This is a genomic window from Plantibacter sp. RU18, from assembly GCF_050613355.1.
Lineage (GTDB): Bacteria > Actinomycetota > Actinomycetes > Actinomycetales > Microbacteriaceae > Plantibacter.
Genome location: NZ_CP159618.1, coordinates 4,510,533 through 4,526,298 on the forward strand (window position 1 = coordinate 4,510,533; position 15,766 = coordinate 4,526,298).

Genomic DNA, 15,766 nt, shown 5'->3' on the forward strand with positions numbered 1-15,766 from the left:
CCCTGGTGCCTGTCAATGCTTCGGTTTCGAAATCACCGCAGCGATCAGTCAGCCTCGGTCGCTCGCCGCGAGCGTGGCTCCCAGCCGAGCAAACGCACCGCCTGCGACCAGTCCAAATGGCGACGCTCGTGGTCACCCGTGATCGTCACCGCTGTGAATCCGGGGATGTCGACGCTGATCGCGGCTGCGAATGCCGCAGCGGTGTCCGTCCCGGTGGTCATGACCTCAGCGTGCTTGTCGTCCGTGCTGTCCTGCCAGACCTCGTCCGCGGTCGGGAGGACCAGCCTGAGGACGGTCGCGTGGAGGCCGTGTTCCACGACAGCCGCCCGCGCGACCTCCTCTCCGAGCCGCTTCGACAGTCCATACGCCTCGACCGCGTCGGGCACAGAGTTTTCCTTCGCGGTCAGGAAGTCGGCGAAGACCGACATCGATCCGGCGATGACGACGCGCCCGACACCGGCGCGCGCAGCCGCCTGCAAGGCGTTGTACAGGCCCGTCACGTTGACGTCGAACTGGCTGCGGGCCCAGTCGGGGCTACCCCAGCCCTCCTTCGTCCCCATCGCCATGTAGACGATCAGGTCCGCGCCGCGCGCAGCCGCTGCGAGCTGGTCCTGGTCGAGCACGTCGACCACGACGGTGTCGGCCCAATCCAGGTGCAACCCGGGGCTCCGGTCGGCGACGGTCAGGTGGTGGTCCTGGGCCAGGGTCGGGCCGATGAGGCGCCCGAGGTGGCCGCCGCCGCCGATGAGGAGGAGGTTCATGAGGTGTCCCATCTGTTGGTGGGGCGACCGAACAGCCGGGTGGTGTTCAGCGGGGCCGCCACGTGAATCGTCAATCCCATACTGGACGGCGTTTCGCCCGTCGGTGCAGATCATCGAAGTCCTGGCTGGAATCGTCCATGCGGATCGACAGGCGCGCCCCCGGTCCTTGCACCGGCATGCTGGCGTTCGTCGTGCAGTCGTCCCAGAGCTGCCGGGTGTCCACGTAGTGACGTGTCCGACCATCGCCGAGACGGAAGGTCAGCAGACGTCGACAGGGCTCGGGCCGGGAGCCGCGCGGCACCCTGAGCCGCTCGAGCAGCTCCTCATCGACCGTGACGCCGAGTCCGGGGAGCGTCGGCACGGTGACATGCCCCCCGCGGATCTGCAGAGGTTCGACGAGGAGGTCGTGTTCATAGATGTTCATCGCCGTCACCGCCGGTAACCGCGCCGCCTCGACGACGGACCCGAGGTGCGCGACCCATGCCGTGGTGACCCCGGAGCCGCACAGCTGGAGGAAGACCTCTTTGTGGAACGACGCCGCGGTGTCCGATTGTCGGAACACATCGGCCGGGCTCGGTCCGCTGACCACGAATCCATCGAGCGTCTCCTGGGCGAGCCAGGTGGGCGCCAGAGCGGCGTCGTAGTGTTCGACGAGCGGAAGCGACACCGCTGCCCGGAGCCGTGCCTGACCAGCGGTATCGACCCGACTGATCGGGCTCTCGAACAGGCCGATCCTGCTGCTCGACTGGAGCTCCAGAAGGACAGGCAGCGCCTGACCAGCGCTGCCGAGCATCGAGTTCCAGTCGATGTCGATCCGATACTCCTCCGGCGTGACAGCGGCGATGGCCGCCACCTGCTCTCGGATGTCGAACCACGGACGGCCCTTGATCTTGTGGGACAGATACCCTGCGGCCACCGCGTCGGCGGCCTGCTCAGCCAACAGCTCGGGTGGCATCTTCGTGTTCCACCACGAGATGGGGCACCGGTCACGGACGATGGGCCTCGCGAACAGCTCGTTCACCGGAGCGCCGAGCGCCTGCCCGAGCACGTCGTACAGCGCGATTCGCAGCGGCACACCGAGCCCGGGCTCGGTGAGGACGTCGAGGGGCGTCCGCCCGATCGCAGCTGCGGCGCACTCGTCGCTCACCGCTTCACCCGTGTAGTAGACGAGCGTCTCTCCGAAGCCCGTGATCGCCGGGTCATCGGTTCGCACCCGCACGACCTCGATGAACTCCCAGTCGTGATTGTGGAGCTGCGTCCACGGGGCGATGGAGGGGACGAATGGCAGTCGGATGGGAATGGACTCGATCTCGACGATTCGAGGTTGTGCGATCAGGCTCACGGCGTCGGCGTCCTCACGAAGGTGAAGTCGTCCAGGTAGATCGTCGAGTAGTCGGCCGAGTTCCCAGCCGATGAGAGGTACGCGAACTGCTCGGCGGTCTGCGACGGTGTGAACGTCCCGACCTTGACGGTCTTCCAGAGTTGATTCTCCAACGCTGGTCCGCTGACGGTCACGGCCGCGGTCACGGGCGCGCCAGCCGTCCCGTCATAGACGCCCAGGGTGAAGGCGGGCGAGGTGGGCGCGAACATGGTCGGATAGTCGTTCACGTCGTAGACGACGTCCTGCGCGAACCCGACCTTGACCTTGGCGTACAGATCGTAGGACACGCCCGGCTCCAGCTCCTGGGCGTCCCAGTTCCACTGGACGTTCCAGGCTGTCGTGCCGGATGCCACCGGCTCGAGCGCGGTCGAGCCATCACCGGCGCTCGTGTCGACTGCACCCTTCGTCGCCGAGCCGGTCACCGTGAAGTCGGCGTCCTGACCAACGACATCCGTCGCCGTCGAGGAGGCGAGTTTCAGGATCCGCCCCTCACCGGGCTCGAACGGCAGGTCGGTGATGACGAGCTCCGCCCCGCTGGCGACCGCGGTGATCGGAGCCCCGGTCGTGACGTCCGTGATCCCGCTGATCGCCGAACCGACCGCAGACGTATCGATGGTGAGGGAGACGTTCGATGCTGCTTCGACGTCGTGATTGACCACCACCAGATACGTGTCCCCCGTCGCGTTGTCGACGTGGGTGGTCACATCGGCGTTCGCATAGGCGCCACTGCCGCCACCGCCACCGGTGGCCGTAGCCACGTTCGTGACGCGTGTCATGTTCTGGATGACGCTCTGCAGATCCGTGAGCTCGGTGAACATCTGCTGGATGATGTCGTAACGGGCCGTGTGGTTCCCGTCGGGATCGATCATGCCGTTCCAGGCGTTCGTGGCCTGGTACATGAAGTAGTGGAAACCCTTCGCGCCATGCCCGATCGCCTCGTAGGTCATCGACGTGATCTCGGCGTCACTCGGATCCCGGTACCAACCCGGCTGCTCGAACGCTTGCAGGATCGTCCAGAACGGCGCTGCGCTCGTGATGTCCTCCTTCGTCTGCAGGTGGAGGAAGTCGAGCAGCACCTCATAGTCGAGCCCTGGGTAACCGATGTCGGTGTAGTCACCGGCCGGCCGACCCCAGAGGGCACCGTAGGGGTCAGAGGTCATCGCTTGGAGACCGAGGGACGAGAAATACTTGTCAGCACTGTGCACCCCACTGAGGTCGACCATGACCGTGTGATCGGGGTCGGCCGTCTCGACGAGCTTCTTCAGCTTGCCGATGGTGTCTCGCAGCTTGTCGTTCCCGTGCGGTGGCTCGTCGTACAACAGGTAGCCGGCGAACGCGCTCTTCGACTTCACCTGATCGACGATGGCCTGCACCCGGGCCTGCATTGCGAACTCGTCGCTGTTCACCGGGTCGCTGTAGATGACGTCCCACCATCGCGGGTTGACGACGACGGTCAGTCCGTGCAGAGCAGCCTGGTCGAGGATCGCTCCGGTGACGGCCGGCCGCGTCACATCGAAGTTGCTGATGATGACGTCGGTGGCTCCGGCCGCGGCGATGTCGGCGAAGGTGGTCGCCGCATAGGTCGTCGCATCGGCGACGTTCTTGGGGATGATCGCACCCTCGTACCAGACCCCGAGCGGGAACAGCTCCTCCGGGTGCAGATCGGGTGCTTCTGCAAGCGCCACGCCCTGGACCGACCGGATGCTCGCATCGCGGGTCGTCGCTCCGTAGCTGACGCGCGCCGTATAGGTGCCGTCGGTGACCGGGTTGCCTGCGGCGTCCTTCCCGTCCCAGGCGACCGAACCGCCGTCGATGACCGACGTGTTGTCGAGGAGAGTGCGGACCAGCACCCCGGATCCGTCGAGAATCCGGACTGTGGTCAGCTGCGAACCGGGCACGGTGAAGCTGACCGTGGTTCCATCATTGATCCCGGCAGAACTCGAGGGGCTGATCTGGTACGGGTAGGCACTGACCTGCTGAGGCGACGCATCCGACACGGTCGCGCGAGTAAGTGTGACACTGTCGATCAGGACCGCCGGATACTGCGCGGCGTTGTCGACCTTGGCGAAGAAGACCCGGTTCACGTGCGTCGGGTCGAAGGAGATCGAGGCCGGCAACGGCACCGTCCACACGAAGTTGTACTTGGCGTTCTCGTCATCCCGCGGGCTCTGGAAGGTGTGGGGCGGGATGAGGTGCACGCCCGCCGTCGCGTCGTAGACACCCATGGTGAACATGTCGCCGGAGGAGCCCAGGTAGTCCGTCCGATCCATCCGGATCGCCGCGGTCACCGTATAGGGCGTGTCCGCATCGATGGCACCGCCGTCGATGTTCGCCTGGACATCCCACGACGGCGTGGCGCCGTTCTCGAGCCTCACGACGCTTGCATCACCAGCGGTGGGTTCAGCCTCCGCCTGGACGCCGTTGTATAGAACGAAGTCGTCGTCTTCGACCACGTACGGGTGATACGGAGTGAAGCTGAGAGAGTCCACCGACAGTTCGGAGACCTGGGCTGCGTTGTCCACGCTCCCGACGTAGAACGCGATGGTGTTCGCCGAGTTCGTCGGAGCGTAGATGCCCAGGCGGTACAACGCCCACTGCCCGTCCGCCGTCTCGGAAGCCGCGATGACGCGGTTTGGGAACAGGAACTGACCAGCTGTCCCGTCGTACGCGCCCACGCTGAACGCTTCCCCCGTCGGAGCAGCGGACGCATGCTCGACCTTGACCCGGAACGAGACCTCATACGCCTGATCGGCCACGAGGGAGCTGAAATCCCCCTGGCGGTACTGGACGTTCCAGCCGAGTCCGGCGTTCGCGACGCGGGCGACCGAACCATCCGATGCGCTTGCGTCGCCGCTGAGCAATGCACTGTTGTACAACGTGAACGACGCGTCCTGCACATCAGTCGTCGCGGCCGTCGCCGACTCGGGTGGAGTGACGACAGGTACACTCACCACCCCGAGGATCAAGCCCACCAGGGCTGCCGTCGCGAACCATGATCGTTTCATGCGATGTTCTCCAGACGTGGTGACTCGTGGGGTTGGATGCGGGGGCGGACGTGGAGCGTCAGGTTCCGATGCGGACCAGGATCTTCGATGCGTCACTGGTGCCGTCGGCCAGATCCGCGAATGCCCGAGGCGCTCCGATGAGCGAGACAGACCCGTCAATGAGCGGCTCAAGCGAAGCGGCGTTTGCTGCAACCCAGGCGGCAGTGCTGCGGAACTGCGCCGCGGTGTAGCAGAAACTCCCGACCACGGTCCGCTCCTCCGTGCTGATCCGATAGGCGTCGAGGTCGACTCGCGGAGAGCCCATGCCGACGATCACGATCGTCGCCCCGACCGAGGAGACGTCGAGCGCCTGAGACAGCGTGGCGCTCAGCGCGACCGCATCGATGACCACGTCCGGGCGCCGGCGCAACGTCGATTCGACCGCGGTGGCCAGGTCGCGCTCCGCCGGATTCACGACGGGGAACCCGAGGCGCATCACGAGTGCTGCACGAGCCTCCGAGATCTCCGATACCACGACATCACCGCCGAGCCTGCGCGCGGCAAGCGCTGCAGCCTGTCCGATCGGCCCACCGCCGATAACGAGCACCGCGCTGCTCGGCCCGACCCCGCCGCGCAATGCGGCTCGGTATCCGACGGCGAGGGGCTCAACGAGTGCGCCGAGGTCGACCGGCATTTCGGCGGGAAGGACGACGACGTTGTTCGAGGGCACGGCGATCTGCTCGGCGAATGCCGCGATGATGAGCGGATCGACACCGATCACGCGACGGTTCGGGCAGATCGTGTCTCCCGGGTCGAGGCAGGCGGCGCAGGTCCCGCAGCCCAGGACCGGGTCGATCGTGACGAGGTCGCCGATCTGCAGGCCTGCGGTCGAGCCCGCACCGATCACCGCGATGCGGCCGACCGTCTCATGGCCCATGACCTGTCCCGGTACTCGTCGACCGTTCTCCCCCGTGTAGCCGTGGAGGTCGGACCCGCAGATCCCCGTCGCGATGACGTCGACCAGCACCTCCCCGGGGCCGACGGACGGATCCGGGCGGTCTTCGACCGTCAGGCGGTTCGGTCCGTGGTAGACGAGTACTTTCACGACAACTTCTTTCATGTATATGAACTAGCAGACATCTTTGTGAACTGGCGGTAGCCTAGCGAACCGAATGCGCCGACCGCAGCTTTTCCCGGACATCGACGACAACTTTCTGTTCACGTAGCGGAAATGAGATTCATATACACGAAGCTCTGCTAGCGTTTGCAACACTCGTCGCCTGGTCGACGACGCCCGAACGGCCATCCTCACCACGGAGTGTCATGCCACAGACCATCCCGTCAGTCGTCATCGAGAACGGCTCCGTCTTCGACACCGTTCGGGGACGGTTCGACATCGCGCGACTCGTCGTCGACGAGGGCCGTCTGTCGGCAGACCTGCCCGCGGCTGGGGGCGGTGGCGACATCGTCATCGACGCCACCGGGCTCCTCATCGTTCCCGGACTCGTCGATCTGCACACGCACATCTTCCAGGGGCAGGACGCGGGCGTGGCGCCTGACGCCCTCGGGGCGAGGACCGGTGTGACGACGATGGTCGACGCGGGCAGCGCCGGCGCCCACCTGTTCGGCGCCTTCGCGGAGACGACCATCGCCCGCGCAGCGACCCGCGTGGTCGCGTTCCTCAACATCGCCAGCATCGGGATCACGAGCTTCCGTCTCAGCGGGGAGCTCCGCACCCTCGACTACTGCGACACAGGCGCGGCGATCGCCGCCGTCGCGGAGCACCGCAAGCATCTCGTCGGGATCAAAGTGCGAGCATCGGCCGACGTCGGTGGCGAGAACGCCGTCGAGGCGCTGCGCCGTGCTCGGGCGGTCGCGGACGCGACGGACCTGCCGCTCATGGTCCATCTCGGGCCGGCACCGGCGTCCGTCGACGACATCCTGGACCGACTGGCGCCGGGTGACATCCTCACCCACTGCTTCACAGGTTTCCCCGGGAACGCGGTGGCCGACGCCGCGGCCCGCCCGTCGGTGCGACGCGCGTACGAGCGAGGGGTCGTCTTCGATGTCGGTCACGGCGGCAGCGGATTCGACGCGACGGTCGCGCGCACGATGCTCGACAACGGATTCCCGCCCCACACGATCAGTTCCGATGTGCACCACTACTCGATCGACAGCATTCCGGGCCTTCCCGACGCCATGTCGAAGATGCTCGCCCTCGGGCTCCCGCTGGAATCCGTCATGGCAGCGGTGACGAGCCGTCCTGCCTCCGTCGTCGGCCTTGATCGAGACGGAGTCGGTTCGCTGCTTCCCGGCGCGGTCGCCGACATCGCGGGGTTCCGACTGGTCGAACAGGACACGGGGTTCACCGACGGTCACGGACACACCTTCCGCGGCACGCAGCAGCTCGAACCGGTCTTCACCATCCGCAACGGCACCGTGGTCTTCAGCGACCTCGATGCATCGACTCGATAGGAACGCAGCATGGGAATCTACGACGACCTCGGTGTCCGCCCGGTGATCAACGGGGTCGGACCGGCCACGAGGCTCGGCGGCCTCCCTGTCGCAGCACCCGTGTGGGCCGCGATGCAGGAGGCCATGCAGGTCAGCGTCCGCATCAGCGCACTGCAAGCCGCGGCCGGACACCGCCTCTCCGAGCTCCTCGGCGTCCCCTCGTGTTACATCACCTCCGGTGCGGCTGCGGGGTTGACGCTCGCCACCGCGGTCGCCCTCACAGGCACCGACACGGCACGCATCGATGCCCTTCCGAACACCGCCGGCATGCCGAATCGGGTGATCATCCAACGCGCGCAACGCGATCCGTACGATCATGCGGTGACGGCCGCAGGTGCCGAACTCATCGAGATCGGGTACCCGCATTCCACGCACACGAACGAACTGGAGCGCGCCATCGATGAACGGACGGCCGCCGTGCTCGTGCGCCCAGGAGCAGCGGGGAACCTGCTCACGCTGAAGACCATCTCGGAGATCGCGCACGCCCATGGCATCCCCGTCATCGTCGACGGCGCCCTCCGCGTCCCGCCCATCGATCGCCTGCAGCAGTTCTTGGCCGATGGAGCCGACCTCGTCGCCGTTAGCGGAGGGAAGAAGTTCCGCGCGCCGCAGGCCACCGGCTTCCTCTGCGGCAAGCCCGAGCTGATCGCGGCCGTCGCCCTCCACCATCAGGACATGGATGAGCGGGAGCAGACCTGGCTGAGTGGGGAACGCGACGGGACAGCCAGCCCCTGGTTCGATGCATCACCGCCGCGTCATGGTATCGGCCGATCGATGAAGGTCGGGCGTGAGCAGATCGCCGGGCTCGTGGCCGCGGTCGATCGCTATGTCAATGCACCGGGTGAAGACGATCGTGCAGGATTCGCCGAGCTCGACATCCTCGAGGCTCGACTCGCGCGCTCCACCGCGATCACCGCGACGCGGGGATTCGAAGAGTCCCTCGACGTCCCGGTCCTGCACCTTGACGTGACCTCGACAGGAGTCGACATCGACTCGCTCATCCGTGCGCTCTCCACCGGCAACCCCTCCATCGCCGTTGGTGAGGATCATGCCTGGCGCGGCGTGCTGACCGTGAACCCCCTGGCGCTCCTCCCCGGTGACGGCGACCGATTCGCCGACACCGTCGCTTCGACCATCGATCGGCTCGTCGCCGACCGACACCCCATCGAAAGGCACCCAGCATGAATCGCACTCCCGGATCATCGCCCGCCGTCCCCCCGCCCGCCGGACCCTACTCCCAGAGCGCGCGCATCGGCTCGTTCGTCGCGAGCTCGGGTCAGGCGGGCTTCCTGCCGGATGGGTCGCTTCCCGACGACGTCGCCGAACAGACCCGCCTGGCCCTGACCCACGTCCGAGAGGCGCTGGCGGCATCGGCAGCAGGTCTTGACCAGGTGCTGCACATGCGGATCTACCTGACCGATCCGTCCCAGTTCCCCACGATGAACGAGGTCTACACCGAGTTCTTCGACGCGCCCTATCCGGCGAGGACCACCGTGTACGTCACGCTTCCGCCGGGCATGTTCGTCGAGATCGACGCCCTCGCCGTGGTGTGACGCGGAGCAGGTGACACGGTTGTTCGACGCCTCGGCGTTACAGCGACCGTGTCAACCCTGCAGCAGCCGAGCGCAGCGTCAACAGCACCTCGTCACGGAGTGCAGCGGTGTCGACGACGCGAGCGGACGGGATCGAGCAGCTGATCGCCGCCACCACACCCCCAGCAGAGTTCATGACCGGGACGGCGACGCAGTACAGCCCCTCCGTGTACTCGCCCGTGTCCTCCGAGTACCCGAGTTCGCGGGCCGTGCGGAGCACACTCAACAGCTCGGGCAACGAACTGATCGTCTGCTCGGTGTATTTGCGCAGACGCACCCCCGTGAATCGCCGGATCACCTCTTCTTCCGGAAGTGCTGCGAGCAGCACCTTCCCCAGGCCGGTCGTGTACGCGGGCAGACGCTTACCGACCTCGGAGAAGAGGCGGAGCGGCTGATCCGAGTCCTCCTTGGCGATGTACACGTTCTCGATACCGTCGAGTACCGCCATCTGGATCGTCTCGTTGAGCTGATCCCGCGCTTCGCGCAGGAAGACCTTCCCCGCTGCGGCGAGGTGATCGGGCAGGAGGAAGCCACGGCCGACCTGCCACGCGCGGACACCGATCCGGTAGACCTTGGCGTCGGGGTCGAGATCGAGGTAGCCACGATTCGTCATCACTTGGAGCAGGCCGTGCAGGCTGCTCTTCGGCAGACCGAGCGCGTCGCGGATCGCGCCGAAGCTCTGGCCGTCCTCGTGCTGCGAGATGAGGTCGAGCAGGTCCATCACCCGTTCGGCGGATTTGATGGAGCCGCCGGACGGACCTACGCTCGATTGCTCGGCGGGACGCCGTTCTCGGGTCGTGCTGGCATCGATCGACACGGATCCCCTTTCGCTGCTGGAGTGCGCCGGAGCGCTGGATGAAGCATGGACGGATGGTTGGACACCGAGGCGAGTCACGACGTCCTCGATGACAGTCTGTCGACTATATTCTGCATGTTTCCCGCCAGTCCAGGCTCGTGGATGGGGATCACGAGATCGCACTCCGCAAGATACCGGGAGATGACGGTTCGACAGGTGGCGACATCTTCAGCGATCCCGATCGGTCGACGCTGCAACAGGTTCTCCTGCGTGAAGGCCGTCTCCAGCACTCCCACCGTCCCGACGGCCGTCTGGATCTTCACGCCAGCAGAGCCGGGATGGTGCCCGCCGGTGGCCTCGAACACGACACCGGGCACCACGTCCTCCGTGTTGTCGACGAGATGGAGTCTCCCCTCGATACCGAACGTGCGCAACGCCCCCCACGACGGCTCTGTGAAGTAGAACGCCGGCGCAGGGTGGCCCGGACCGCCGTCGAGGAACTCGAGGACCCCGGCGCGCGCGAGGAAGACCTCCGCGCGCGGCAGGAGCTCAGCGCTCAAGCCGCCGGTCGCGTAGGTCACGGTCTGCGTGATGAGTGCGAAGTCGATCTCGTCCGGCCGCACACCGAACGCGTCGAAGGCATCGGTCAGGGTCCGGGGGTCCTGGAACACGGCCTCCGAGTGGACGCCTCGGTTGGCCTCGTCGAGCGCTGCGCGATCGGCGGGATCAAGCGGAAGGCCCGCGTCGATGATCCCGATGTGATCGTCGGATCGCACCAACCAGATGGAGAATTCGAGCGGGACGAGGGAGGTGTCGTTCTCACCGAAGAGCACCTCCCATCGCGGCGCCGGCAGCGTGCCGACCCTGAACGACTCGATGTGGAACATGGAACCTCCGGAGTCGAGAGCGGGAAACGTCGACGTTGACCATCATTCGGAAGGCATCCAGAACGTCGATCACATATCTGAACGAACCCTACATCACACCCTCGCTTCTCGGGGCTTTGTCCAGTAATGTGAACCCATGTTCGGACTGACGATCGACAAGCTGCTGGTCATCGCCGTGCTCGCAGCGTTCCTGATCGGGCCGGATCGCCTCCCCGCCGCCGCTGCATCCCTCGCCCGACTCGTCCGCGGGCTGAAGGAACTCGCCACCGGCGCCCGCGAACGTGTGCGAGAGGAGATCGGCCCTGAGTTCGACGACGTCGACTGGCAGAAGCTCGATCCCCGCCAATATGACCCCCGACGAATCATCCGCGACGCCCTGCTGGACGACGAGTCGCCCCCCTCTGCAACGACCTCGACGCTGAACAGGCCCACCGCCACTGCACCCCAACCAGATCTGGAGACCTAACCCATGTTCGGAAACGCCTTCTCGGGATGGCATCTCGTCATCATCCTCGTCATCGTTCTCCTCCTGTTCGGTGCTCCAAAGTTGCCAGGGCTCGCGAGGAGCGTCGGGCAGTCCATGCGGATCTTCAAGAGCGAGGTGAAGAGCATGAAGTCGGAGAGCGAAGAGCGGTCAGAGCCCCAGCCAGAGACCGTCGAACGCGTCCCAGCCGACCCCGGCTCCCCCGCGGCTCGCAGCCACGACGCCTGACCCGCATGCGCACAGCGGATCGCCGGAAGGCGAACGGCCAGGAGAAGCGCATGTCGATCGGTCATCACCTGATCGAGCTGCGTAAGAGACTTTTCATCTCGGCCGTCGGGATCATCGTCGCCATGGTCATCGGGTTCCTGCTGTCCGAGGTGCTCATCGAGGCGATGAGCGCACCGGTGCTCTCGATCGCCGAGACGCGCGGGGAGGCCTTTCTCAACTTCACGAGCGTGACGAGCGCATTCGACCTCCGGATGAAGATCGCCTTGACCGTCGGCGTGGTGCTCTCCAGTCCGGTGTGGCTGTATCAGTCTGGGCCTACCTCGTCCCCGCGTTGAACAGGCGGGAGATCGGCTACGCGGTCGGCTTCCTCGGAGCCGCCGTCCCCTTGTTCCTCCTCGGCTGCGGCGCGGGTTGGTTCGTGCTGCCGCACATCGTCGAGCTGATGCTCGGGTTCACGCCGGGGGCGGCCGCGAACTTCCTCGATGCGACGACCTACTACGACTTCGTCCTCAAACTCACACTCGCGGTGGGGGTCGCCTTCGTGCTTCCCGTGTTCCTCGTCCTTTTGAATTTCGTGGGAGTCCTGCAGGCGACGACGATCATCCACGGGTGGCGGATCGCCCTGCTCCTGATCGTGCTGTTCACTGCGTTCGCGACGCCGGCCGCCGACGTCATGTCGATGCTCCTGCTCGCCGTCCCGATGGTGGTGCTGTACTTCGCCGCGTACGGCGTGGCGTACCTGCACGACCGTCGCGCGAGCACACGCGAGCAGCGGGCCGCGACCTTGGAGTCCCCGGAGCCGGTTCGGTCATGACCGGCACTCGACTGGACTCGGCCGCGCTCGAGCCGTACATCGTCGGCATGGTCGACCTCGAGCGAGCCGGCGGAGCGGTCACGCCCCTCCGACTGCCGCTCCGAATTCATCCCAGCTTCCCGAACACCTCACTCGCCCGGCTGGTACGACTCCCGATGGGGGTCCGCTTGCGCATGCTCACCGCCGCACATCGCCTGGAGATCGACGCGCGCGTCGAGCAGCACGTCTCCGACGCCTCACCCGCATCGATCCCACGAGCCCTGTGGATCGCCACCCGCGGCGACGGACCAGAGCGGCAGACGATCGCGCGCGTCGAAGCCACGGGCGTCGACCGACTCATCGAGTCGCTAGACGGCCATGTCTCCGTCTCGCCTGGCTCTCAGGAGTCGGCGATCTTCTCCTTCGACGACCGGCCTACGGAGCCACGGATCGTCGAGATCTGGCTTCCCCACAACGCCCGGATCGATCTTCGATCCATCGCAGCCGACGAGCCGATCCTCCTTCCGCCGTCGTCTTCTCGCCTCCGGTGGGCCCACTACGGCAGTTCGATCAGCCAATGCGTCGAAGCAGACGATCCGCTGAGCTCCTGGCCCCAGCAGACGGCGCACGCGCTGGGGGTGGACTTCACCTCCCTGGCTTTCGCTGGAAACGCGATGCTCGATCCGTTCGTGGCCCAGGTCGTGGCAGACATCGAGGTCGACGTCGTCACGGTGAAGGTCGGGATCAACATCGTCAACGCAGCGGCGATGACGGCACGAACATTCGGGCCGGCTCTTCACGGCTTCCTCGATCGCATCCGCGAGCGGCACACTCGCGTGCCGATCATCGTGATCAGTGCGATCGCCTGCCCGATGCACGAGGACACGCCGGGCCCGACCGTCTGGCGGGACGACGGAACCCTCGGCGGCACGACGAGCCACCCTCCGAGGGAGGACGAACTCACCCTCGCGGACACGCGTCGCATCGTCCGATCGGTCGCGGACCTCCGTGCCGCCGCGGGCGAGTCGATGCTCCACCTGGACGGCCTGGAGCTCTTCGGCCCCGCCGACGTCGACCTGCTCTCCGACGGCCTCCACCCGACCCAGCAGGGATTCGACGTCATGGCAGGTCGGTTCGTCGACGTGATCCGTTCACGCGAGGACCTGAGTGCTGCGTTCCACCAGAACCTCCCATCCGCATCTTGACGTGACGGTCGGCGGGACCTAGATTCATACTTGAACCGAGGCTCACATACTTGAACCGCCTCTCGAGCATCTGGAGGCTCCGTGTCACGTGTGCGAGTGGGCATCATCGGAGCGGGCTCCTGGTCGACCGCCGTGCACCTCCCAGAACTCACGCGGCACCGCGACGTCTCGGTAGAGATCGTCTCCAGCCGGGAACTCGGGACGGGTGAGCGAATCGGCGCCGCGTTCTCGGTCCCTCAGGTGACCACCGACTGGCGGGACGTCGTCGACGCGGGCCTCGACGCGATCATCGTCAGCAGTCCCCCGTACGCTCACGAAGCACAAGCGGTGGCCGCACTGTCGTCCGGGGCCCACACGCTGTGCGAGAAGCCCATGGCGCTGACGAGCACCGCCGCCCATGCCATGGTCTCAGCATCCACGGACGCTCAGCGGGGACTGCTGGTCGGGTTCGGCTGGCCGTTCTCGGCACTGTTCGCTCACGCCAAGATGTGTCTCGAAGCAGATCGCATCGGTGAGATCGAGCACGTCGAGCTGCGCCTGCATGCGAACATCCGCGAGCTGCTGACGGGCACCACCGAGCTCGACTGGCAACGCGGCGGGATCCAGAGCGAGCAATCCACCTATCGTGACCCGGCCGTGTCTGGAGGCGGCGCGCTCACGACGACGCTGAGCCACGGGATCGGCATGCTCAGCTGGCTGACCGGGCAGTCGCTCGATCGCGTCTTCGCCACCGACGGGAGAAACAGCGGACCCCTCGATCTCCACCTGGCGATCGCCGGCGAACTCGCCGATGGAGCAAGTGTGTCGATCTCCTGCGCCAGCACCAGCGGGCGCTCCCCCGGTGTCGGCTGGTACCTGGCGATCATCGGCTCTCAGGGCGAACTCCTCCTCGATTTCTCCGAGCGGACGATACGCATCGACGGGAAGTGGTCGGAGGTCATTCGGATGACCTCGAACGAGGCCGCCAACCGGCCGGGGGCGCCGACGCTCGCACTCCTCGACGTCGCCCGGGGTGGCACGGTGCCGGCTGCAGCCAGTGGACAGCTCGGCGCACTGGTCGTGGCCACCACGGAGGCCATCACCGAGAGCTTGCAGACCGGCCGTCCAGCGCAGGTCGATCGCCACTCACTGCCGCCCTCCGGATGGTGAACCGCTTGCCCACTCCAATCCGCTCCCCTCGCCAGAAAGGCTCATGATGACGATGCAAGGAACCGTGACCTCGGTCACCGGCCCACTCGCGCCGGACACCCTCGGGATCACGCACAGCCACGAGCACATCCTCTGGGACTACTTCGACCTGATCAACAGCTATGACGTCATCTTCGATGACGAGACCGTCGCGGCGACAGAGCTGGACTGGTTCAAGAACGCCGGCGGAGGAACGCTGGTCGACTGCACGACCACGGGACTCACCCCGCGCCCCGCGGCGTTGCGGCGCATCTCCGAACAGACGGGCGTCAACATCGTCCTCGGCTGTGGCTGGTACCGCGAGCGCGTCTGGGGCGCAGAAGTCGGTGAGAAGACCTCCGCACGACTGGCCGAGGTGCTCGTCCGCCACCTGACGACCGGGTTCGACGACACCGATGTCGTCGCCGGTTTCATCGGCGAGATCGGCACCGAACGGCACCACATCTCACCCGCGGAAGAGCGCGTCTTCCGTGCTGCTGGGCTGGCAAGCCTCCAGACCGGAGCCGCGATCGTCACCCACACGACCCACTTCGGTGAACTGGCCCTCGAGCAGATCGACCTCCTCGAAGAGGTCGGGGTGGCACCGGACCGCATCGTGATCAGTCACATGGGCGACAGGGAGGATGTCGACCACCTGCTCCGGATCGCCGACCGCGGCGTCTACCTGAGCATCGACAATGTCGGATACGAGAGCGACGGCTACCCGGACGACAGCGTGCGGCTCCGCAGTCTCGCCGCCCTGATCGAGCACGGGCATGCCGACCGCGTCGTGCTCGGGACCGACATCGCACAGCGCTCGGCGCTGCGCTCGTACGGTGGCCGCGGGTACGACTGGCTCATCCGCGACTTCATCCCGAAGATGCGCGCCGCAGGGCTGTCGGAGGAGCACATCGTCGCCGCCACCGTCACGAACATCGCTCGCGCGCTGACACGTCCCTGACGCACACCGGCAA

Annotated in this window: 14 protein-coding genes and 1 pseudogene; 9 read left to right on the top strand and 6 right to left on the bottom strand. The window is 66.3% G+C overall.

All coding sequences use genetic code 11. From position 1 onward, the window contains the following. Positions 1–44: 44 nt before the first annotated feature. The 4 genes from ABMA10_RS21460 to ABMA10_RS21475 all read right to left on the bottom strand — a co-directional run bounded on the left by ABMA10_RS21460 (position 45) and on the right by ABMA10_RS21475 (position 6,231). Positions 45–761: an NAD-dependent epimerase/dehydratase family protein gene (locus tag ABMA10_RS21460; RefSeq protein WP_431030989.1), complete on the bottom strand. Its 717-nt coding sequence runs from the start codon at positions 759–761 to the stop codon at positions 45–47. A 70-nt stretch (positions 762–831) separates the two neighbouring features. Next, complete coding sequence (locus ABMA10_RS21465; RefSeq protein WP_347869890.1) at positions 832–2,103, bottom strand: mandelate racemase/muconate lactonizing enzyme family protein; 1,272 nt, start codon at positions 2,101–2,103, stop codon at positions 832–834. After that, a complete protein-coding gene (locus tag ABMA10_RS21470; RefSeq protein WP_431030990.1) occupies positions 2,100–5,147 on the bottom strand; it encodes a FlgD immunoglobulin-like domain containing protein in 3,048 nt (1,015 codons plus the stop codon). Before ABMA10_RS21470 ends, ABMA10_RS21465 begins: the two co-directional genes overlap by 4 nt. Positions 5,148–5,205: 58 nt before the next feature. Continuing rightward, complete coding sequence (locus ABMA10_RS21475; protein ID WP_347869892.1) at positions 5,206–6,231, bottom strand: zinc-dependent alcohol dehydrogenase; 1,026 nt, start codon at positions 6,229–6,231, stop codon at positions 5,206–5,208. Between the two features lie 218 nt (positions 6,232–6,449). Between ABMA10_RS21475 and ABMA10_RS21480 the strand changes: the two genes are divergently transcribed. From ABMA10_RS21480 to ABMA10_RS21490, 3 genes are read left to right on the top strand one after another with little or no spacing between them, the layout of a single operon-like run. Next, on the top strand, positions 6,450–7,601 hold the full coding sequence (locus ABMA10_RS21480; RefSeq protein ID WP_347869893.1) for an amidohydrolase/deacetylase family metallohydrolase: 1,152 nt from the start codon (positions 6,450–6,452) through the stop codon (positions 7,599–7,601). 9 nt (positions 7,602–7,610) lie between these two features. After that, positions 7,611–8,825, top strand: coding sequence for an aminotransferase class V-fold PLP-dependent enzyme (locus ABMA10_RS21485; RefSeq protein WP_347869894.1), 1,215 nt, complete (start codon positions 7,611–7,613; stop codon positions 8,823–8,825). Continuing rightward, positions 8,822–9,193 carry a RidA family protein gene (locus tag ABMA10_RS21490; RefSeq protein ID WP_347869895.1) on the top strand — a complete coding sequence of 124 codons (372 nt, stop codon included), beginning with the start codon at positions 8,822–8,824 and terminating at the stop codon, positions 9,191–9,193. Before ABMA10_RS21485 ends, ABMA10_RS21490 begins: the two co-directional genes overlap by 4 nt. A 37-nt stretch (positions 9,194–9,230) precedes the next feature. Here the strand turns inward: ABMA10_RS21490 and ABMA10_RS21495 are convergent, their stop codons facing one another. Beyond that, positions 9,231–10,049, bottom strand: a complete 819-nt coding sequence (locus ABMA10_RS21495; protein WP_431030991.1) for an IclR family transcriptional regulator — start codon at positions 10,047–10,049, stop codon at positions 9,231–9,233. A gap of 74 nt (positions 10,050–10,123) precedes the next feature. Then, complete coding sequence (locus ABMA10_RS21500; protein WP_347869897.1) at positions 10,124–10,915, bottom strand: hypothetical protein; 792 nt, start codon at positions 10,913–10,915, stop codon at positions 10,124–10,126. A 136-nt stretch (positions 10,916–11,051) separates the two neighbouring features. Here ABMA10_RS21500 and ABMA10_RS21505 point away from each other — a divergent pair, with 136 nt between their 5' ends. The 6 genes and pseudogenes from ABMA10_RS21505 to ABMA10_RS21530 all read left to right on the top strand — a co-directional run bounded on the left by ABMA10_RS21505 (position 11,052) and on the right by ABMA10_RS21530 (position 15,753). Beyond that, positions 11,052–11,381, top strand: a complete 330-nt coding sequence (locus ABMA10_RS21505) for a Sec-independent protein translocase TatB (RefSeq protein WP_347869898.1) — start codon at positions 11,052–11,054, stop codon at positions 11,379–11,381. Between the two features lie 3 nt (positions 11,382–11,384). Further along, on the top strand, positions 11,385–11,627 hold the full coding sequence (tatA, locus tag ABMA10_RS21510; RefSeq protein ID WP_347869899.1) for a Sec-independent protein translocase subunit TatA: 243 nt from the start codon (positions 11,385–11,387) through the stop codon (positions 11,625–11,627). Between the two features lie 122 nt (positions 11,628–11,749). Beyond that, positions 11,750–12,441, top strand: a pseudogene (gene tatC / locus ABMA10_RS21515) (twin-arginine translocase subunit TatC). Continuing rightward, entirely contained in the window at positions 12,438–13,625 is a 1,188-nt protein-coding gene (locus tag ABMA10_RS21520) for a GDSL-type esterase/lipase family protein (RefSeq protein ID WP_347869900.1), read from the top strand. The pseudogene tatC and the gene ABMA10_RS21520 overlap by 4 nt, the downstream one beginning before the upstream one ends. 81 nt (positions 13,626–13,706) lie before the next feature. Continuing rightward, positions 13,707–14,774, top strand: a complete 1,068-nt coding sequence (locus ABMA10_RS21525; protein WP_347869901.1) for a Gfo/Idh/MocA family protein — start codon at positions 13,707–13,709, stop codon at positions 14,772–14,774. 43 nt (positions 14,775–14,817) lie between these two features. Beyond that, positions 14,818–15,753: a phosphotriesterase family protein gene (locus ABMA10_RS21530; RefSeq protein ID WP_431030992.1), complete on the top strand. Its 936-nt coding sequence runs from the start codon at positions 14,818–14,820 to the stop codon at positions 15,751–15,753. The last annotated feature ends 13 nt before the right edge of the window (positions 15,754–15,766 follow it).

Excerpts from the sequence above, each read along its gene's own strand:
- ABMA10_RS21460 (WP_431030989.1), bottom strand. The coding sequence starts at position 761 with ATGAACCTCCTCCTCATCGGCGGCGGCGGCCACCTCGGGCGCCTCATC.
- ABMA10_RS21470 (WP_431030990.1), bottom strand. The coding sequence starts at position 5,147 with ATGAAACGATCATGGTTCGCGACGGCAGCCCTGGTGGGCTTGATCCTC.
- ABMA10_RS21480 (WP_347869893.1), top strand. The coding sequence starts at position 6,450 with ATGCCACAGACCATCCCGTCAGTCGTCATCGAGAACGGCTCCGTCTTC.
- ABMA10_RS21485 (WP_347869894.1), top strand. The coding sequence starts at position 7,611 with ATGGGAATCTACGACGACCTCGGTGTCCGCCCGGTGATCAACGGGGTC.
- ABMA10_RS21490 (WP_347869895.1), top strand. The coding sequence starts at position 8,822 with ATGAATCGCACTCCCGGATCATCGCCCGCCGTCCCCCCGCCCGCCGGA.
- ABMA10_RS21500 (WP_347869897.1), bottom strand. The coding sequence starts at position 10,915 with ATGTTCCACATCGAGTCGTTCAGGGTCGGCACGCTGCCGGCGCCGCGA.
- ABMA10_RS21505 (WP_347869898.1), top strand. The coding sequence starts at position 11,052 with ATGTTCGGACTGACGATCGACAAGCTGCTGGTCATCGCCGTGCTCGCA.
- tatA (WP_347869899.1), top strand. The coding sequence starts at position 11,385 with ATGTTCGGAAACGCCTTCTCGGGATGGCATCTCGTCATCATCCTCGTC.
- ABMA10_RS21520 (WP_347869900.1), top strand. The coding sequence starts at position 12,438 with ATGACCGGCACTCGACTGGACTCGGCCGCGCTCGAGCCGTACATCGTC.
- ABMA10_RS21530 (WP_431030992.1), top strand. The coding sequence starts at position 14,818 with ATGATGACGATGCAAGGAACCGTGACCTCGGTCACCGGCCCACTCGCG.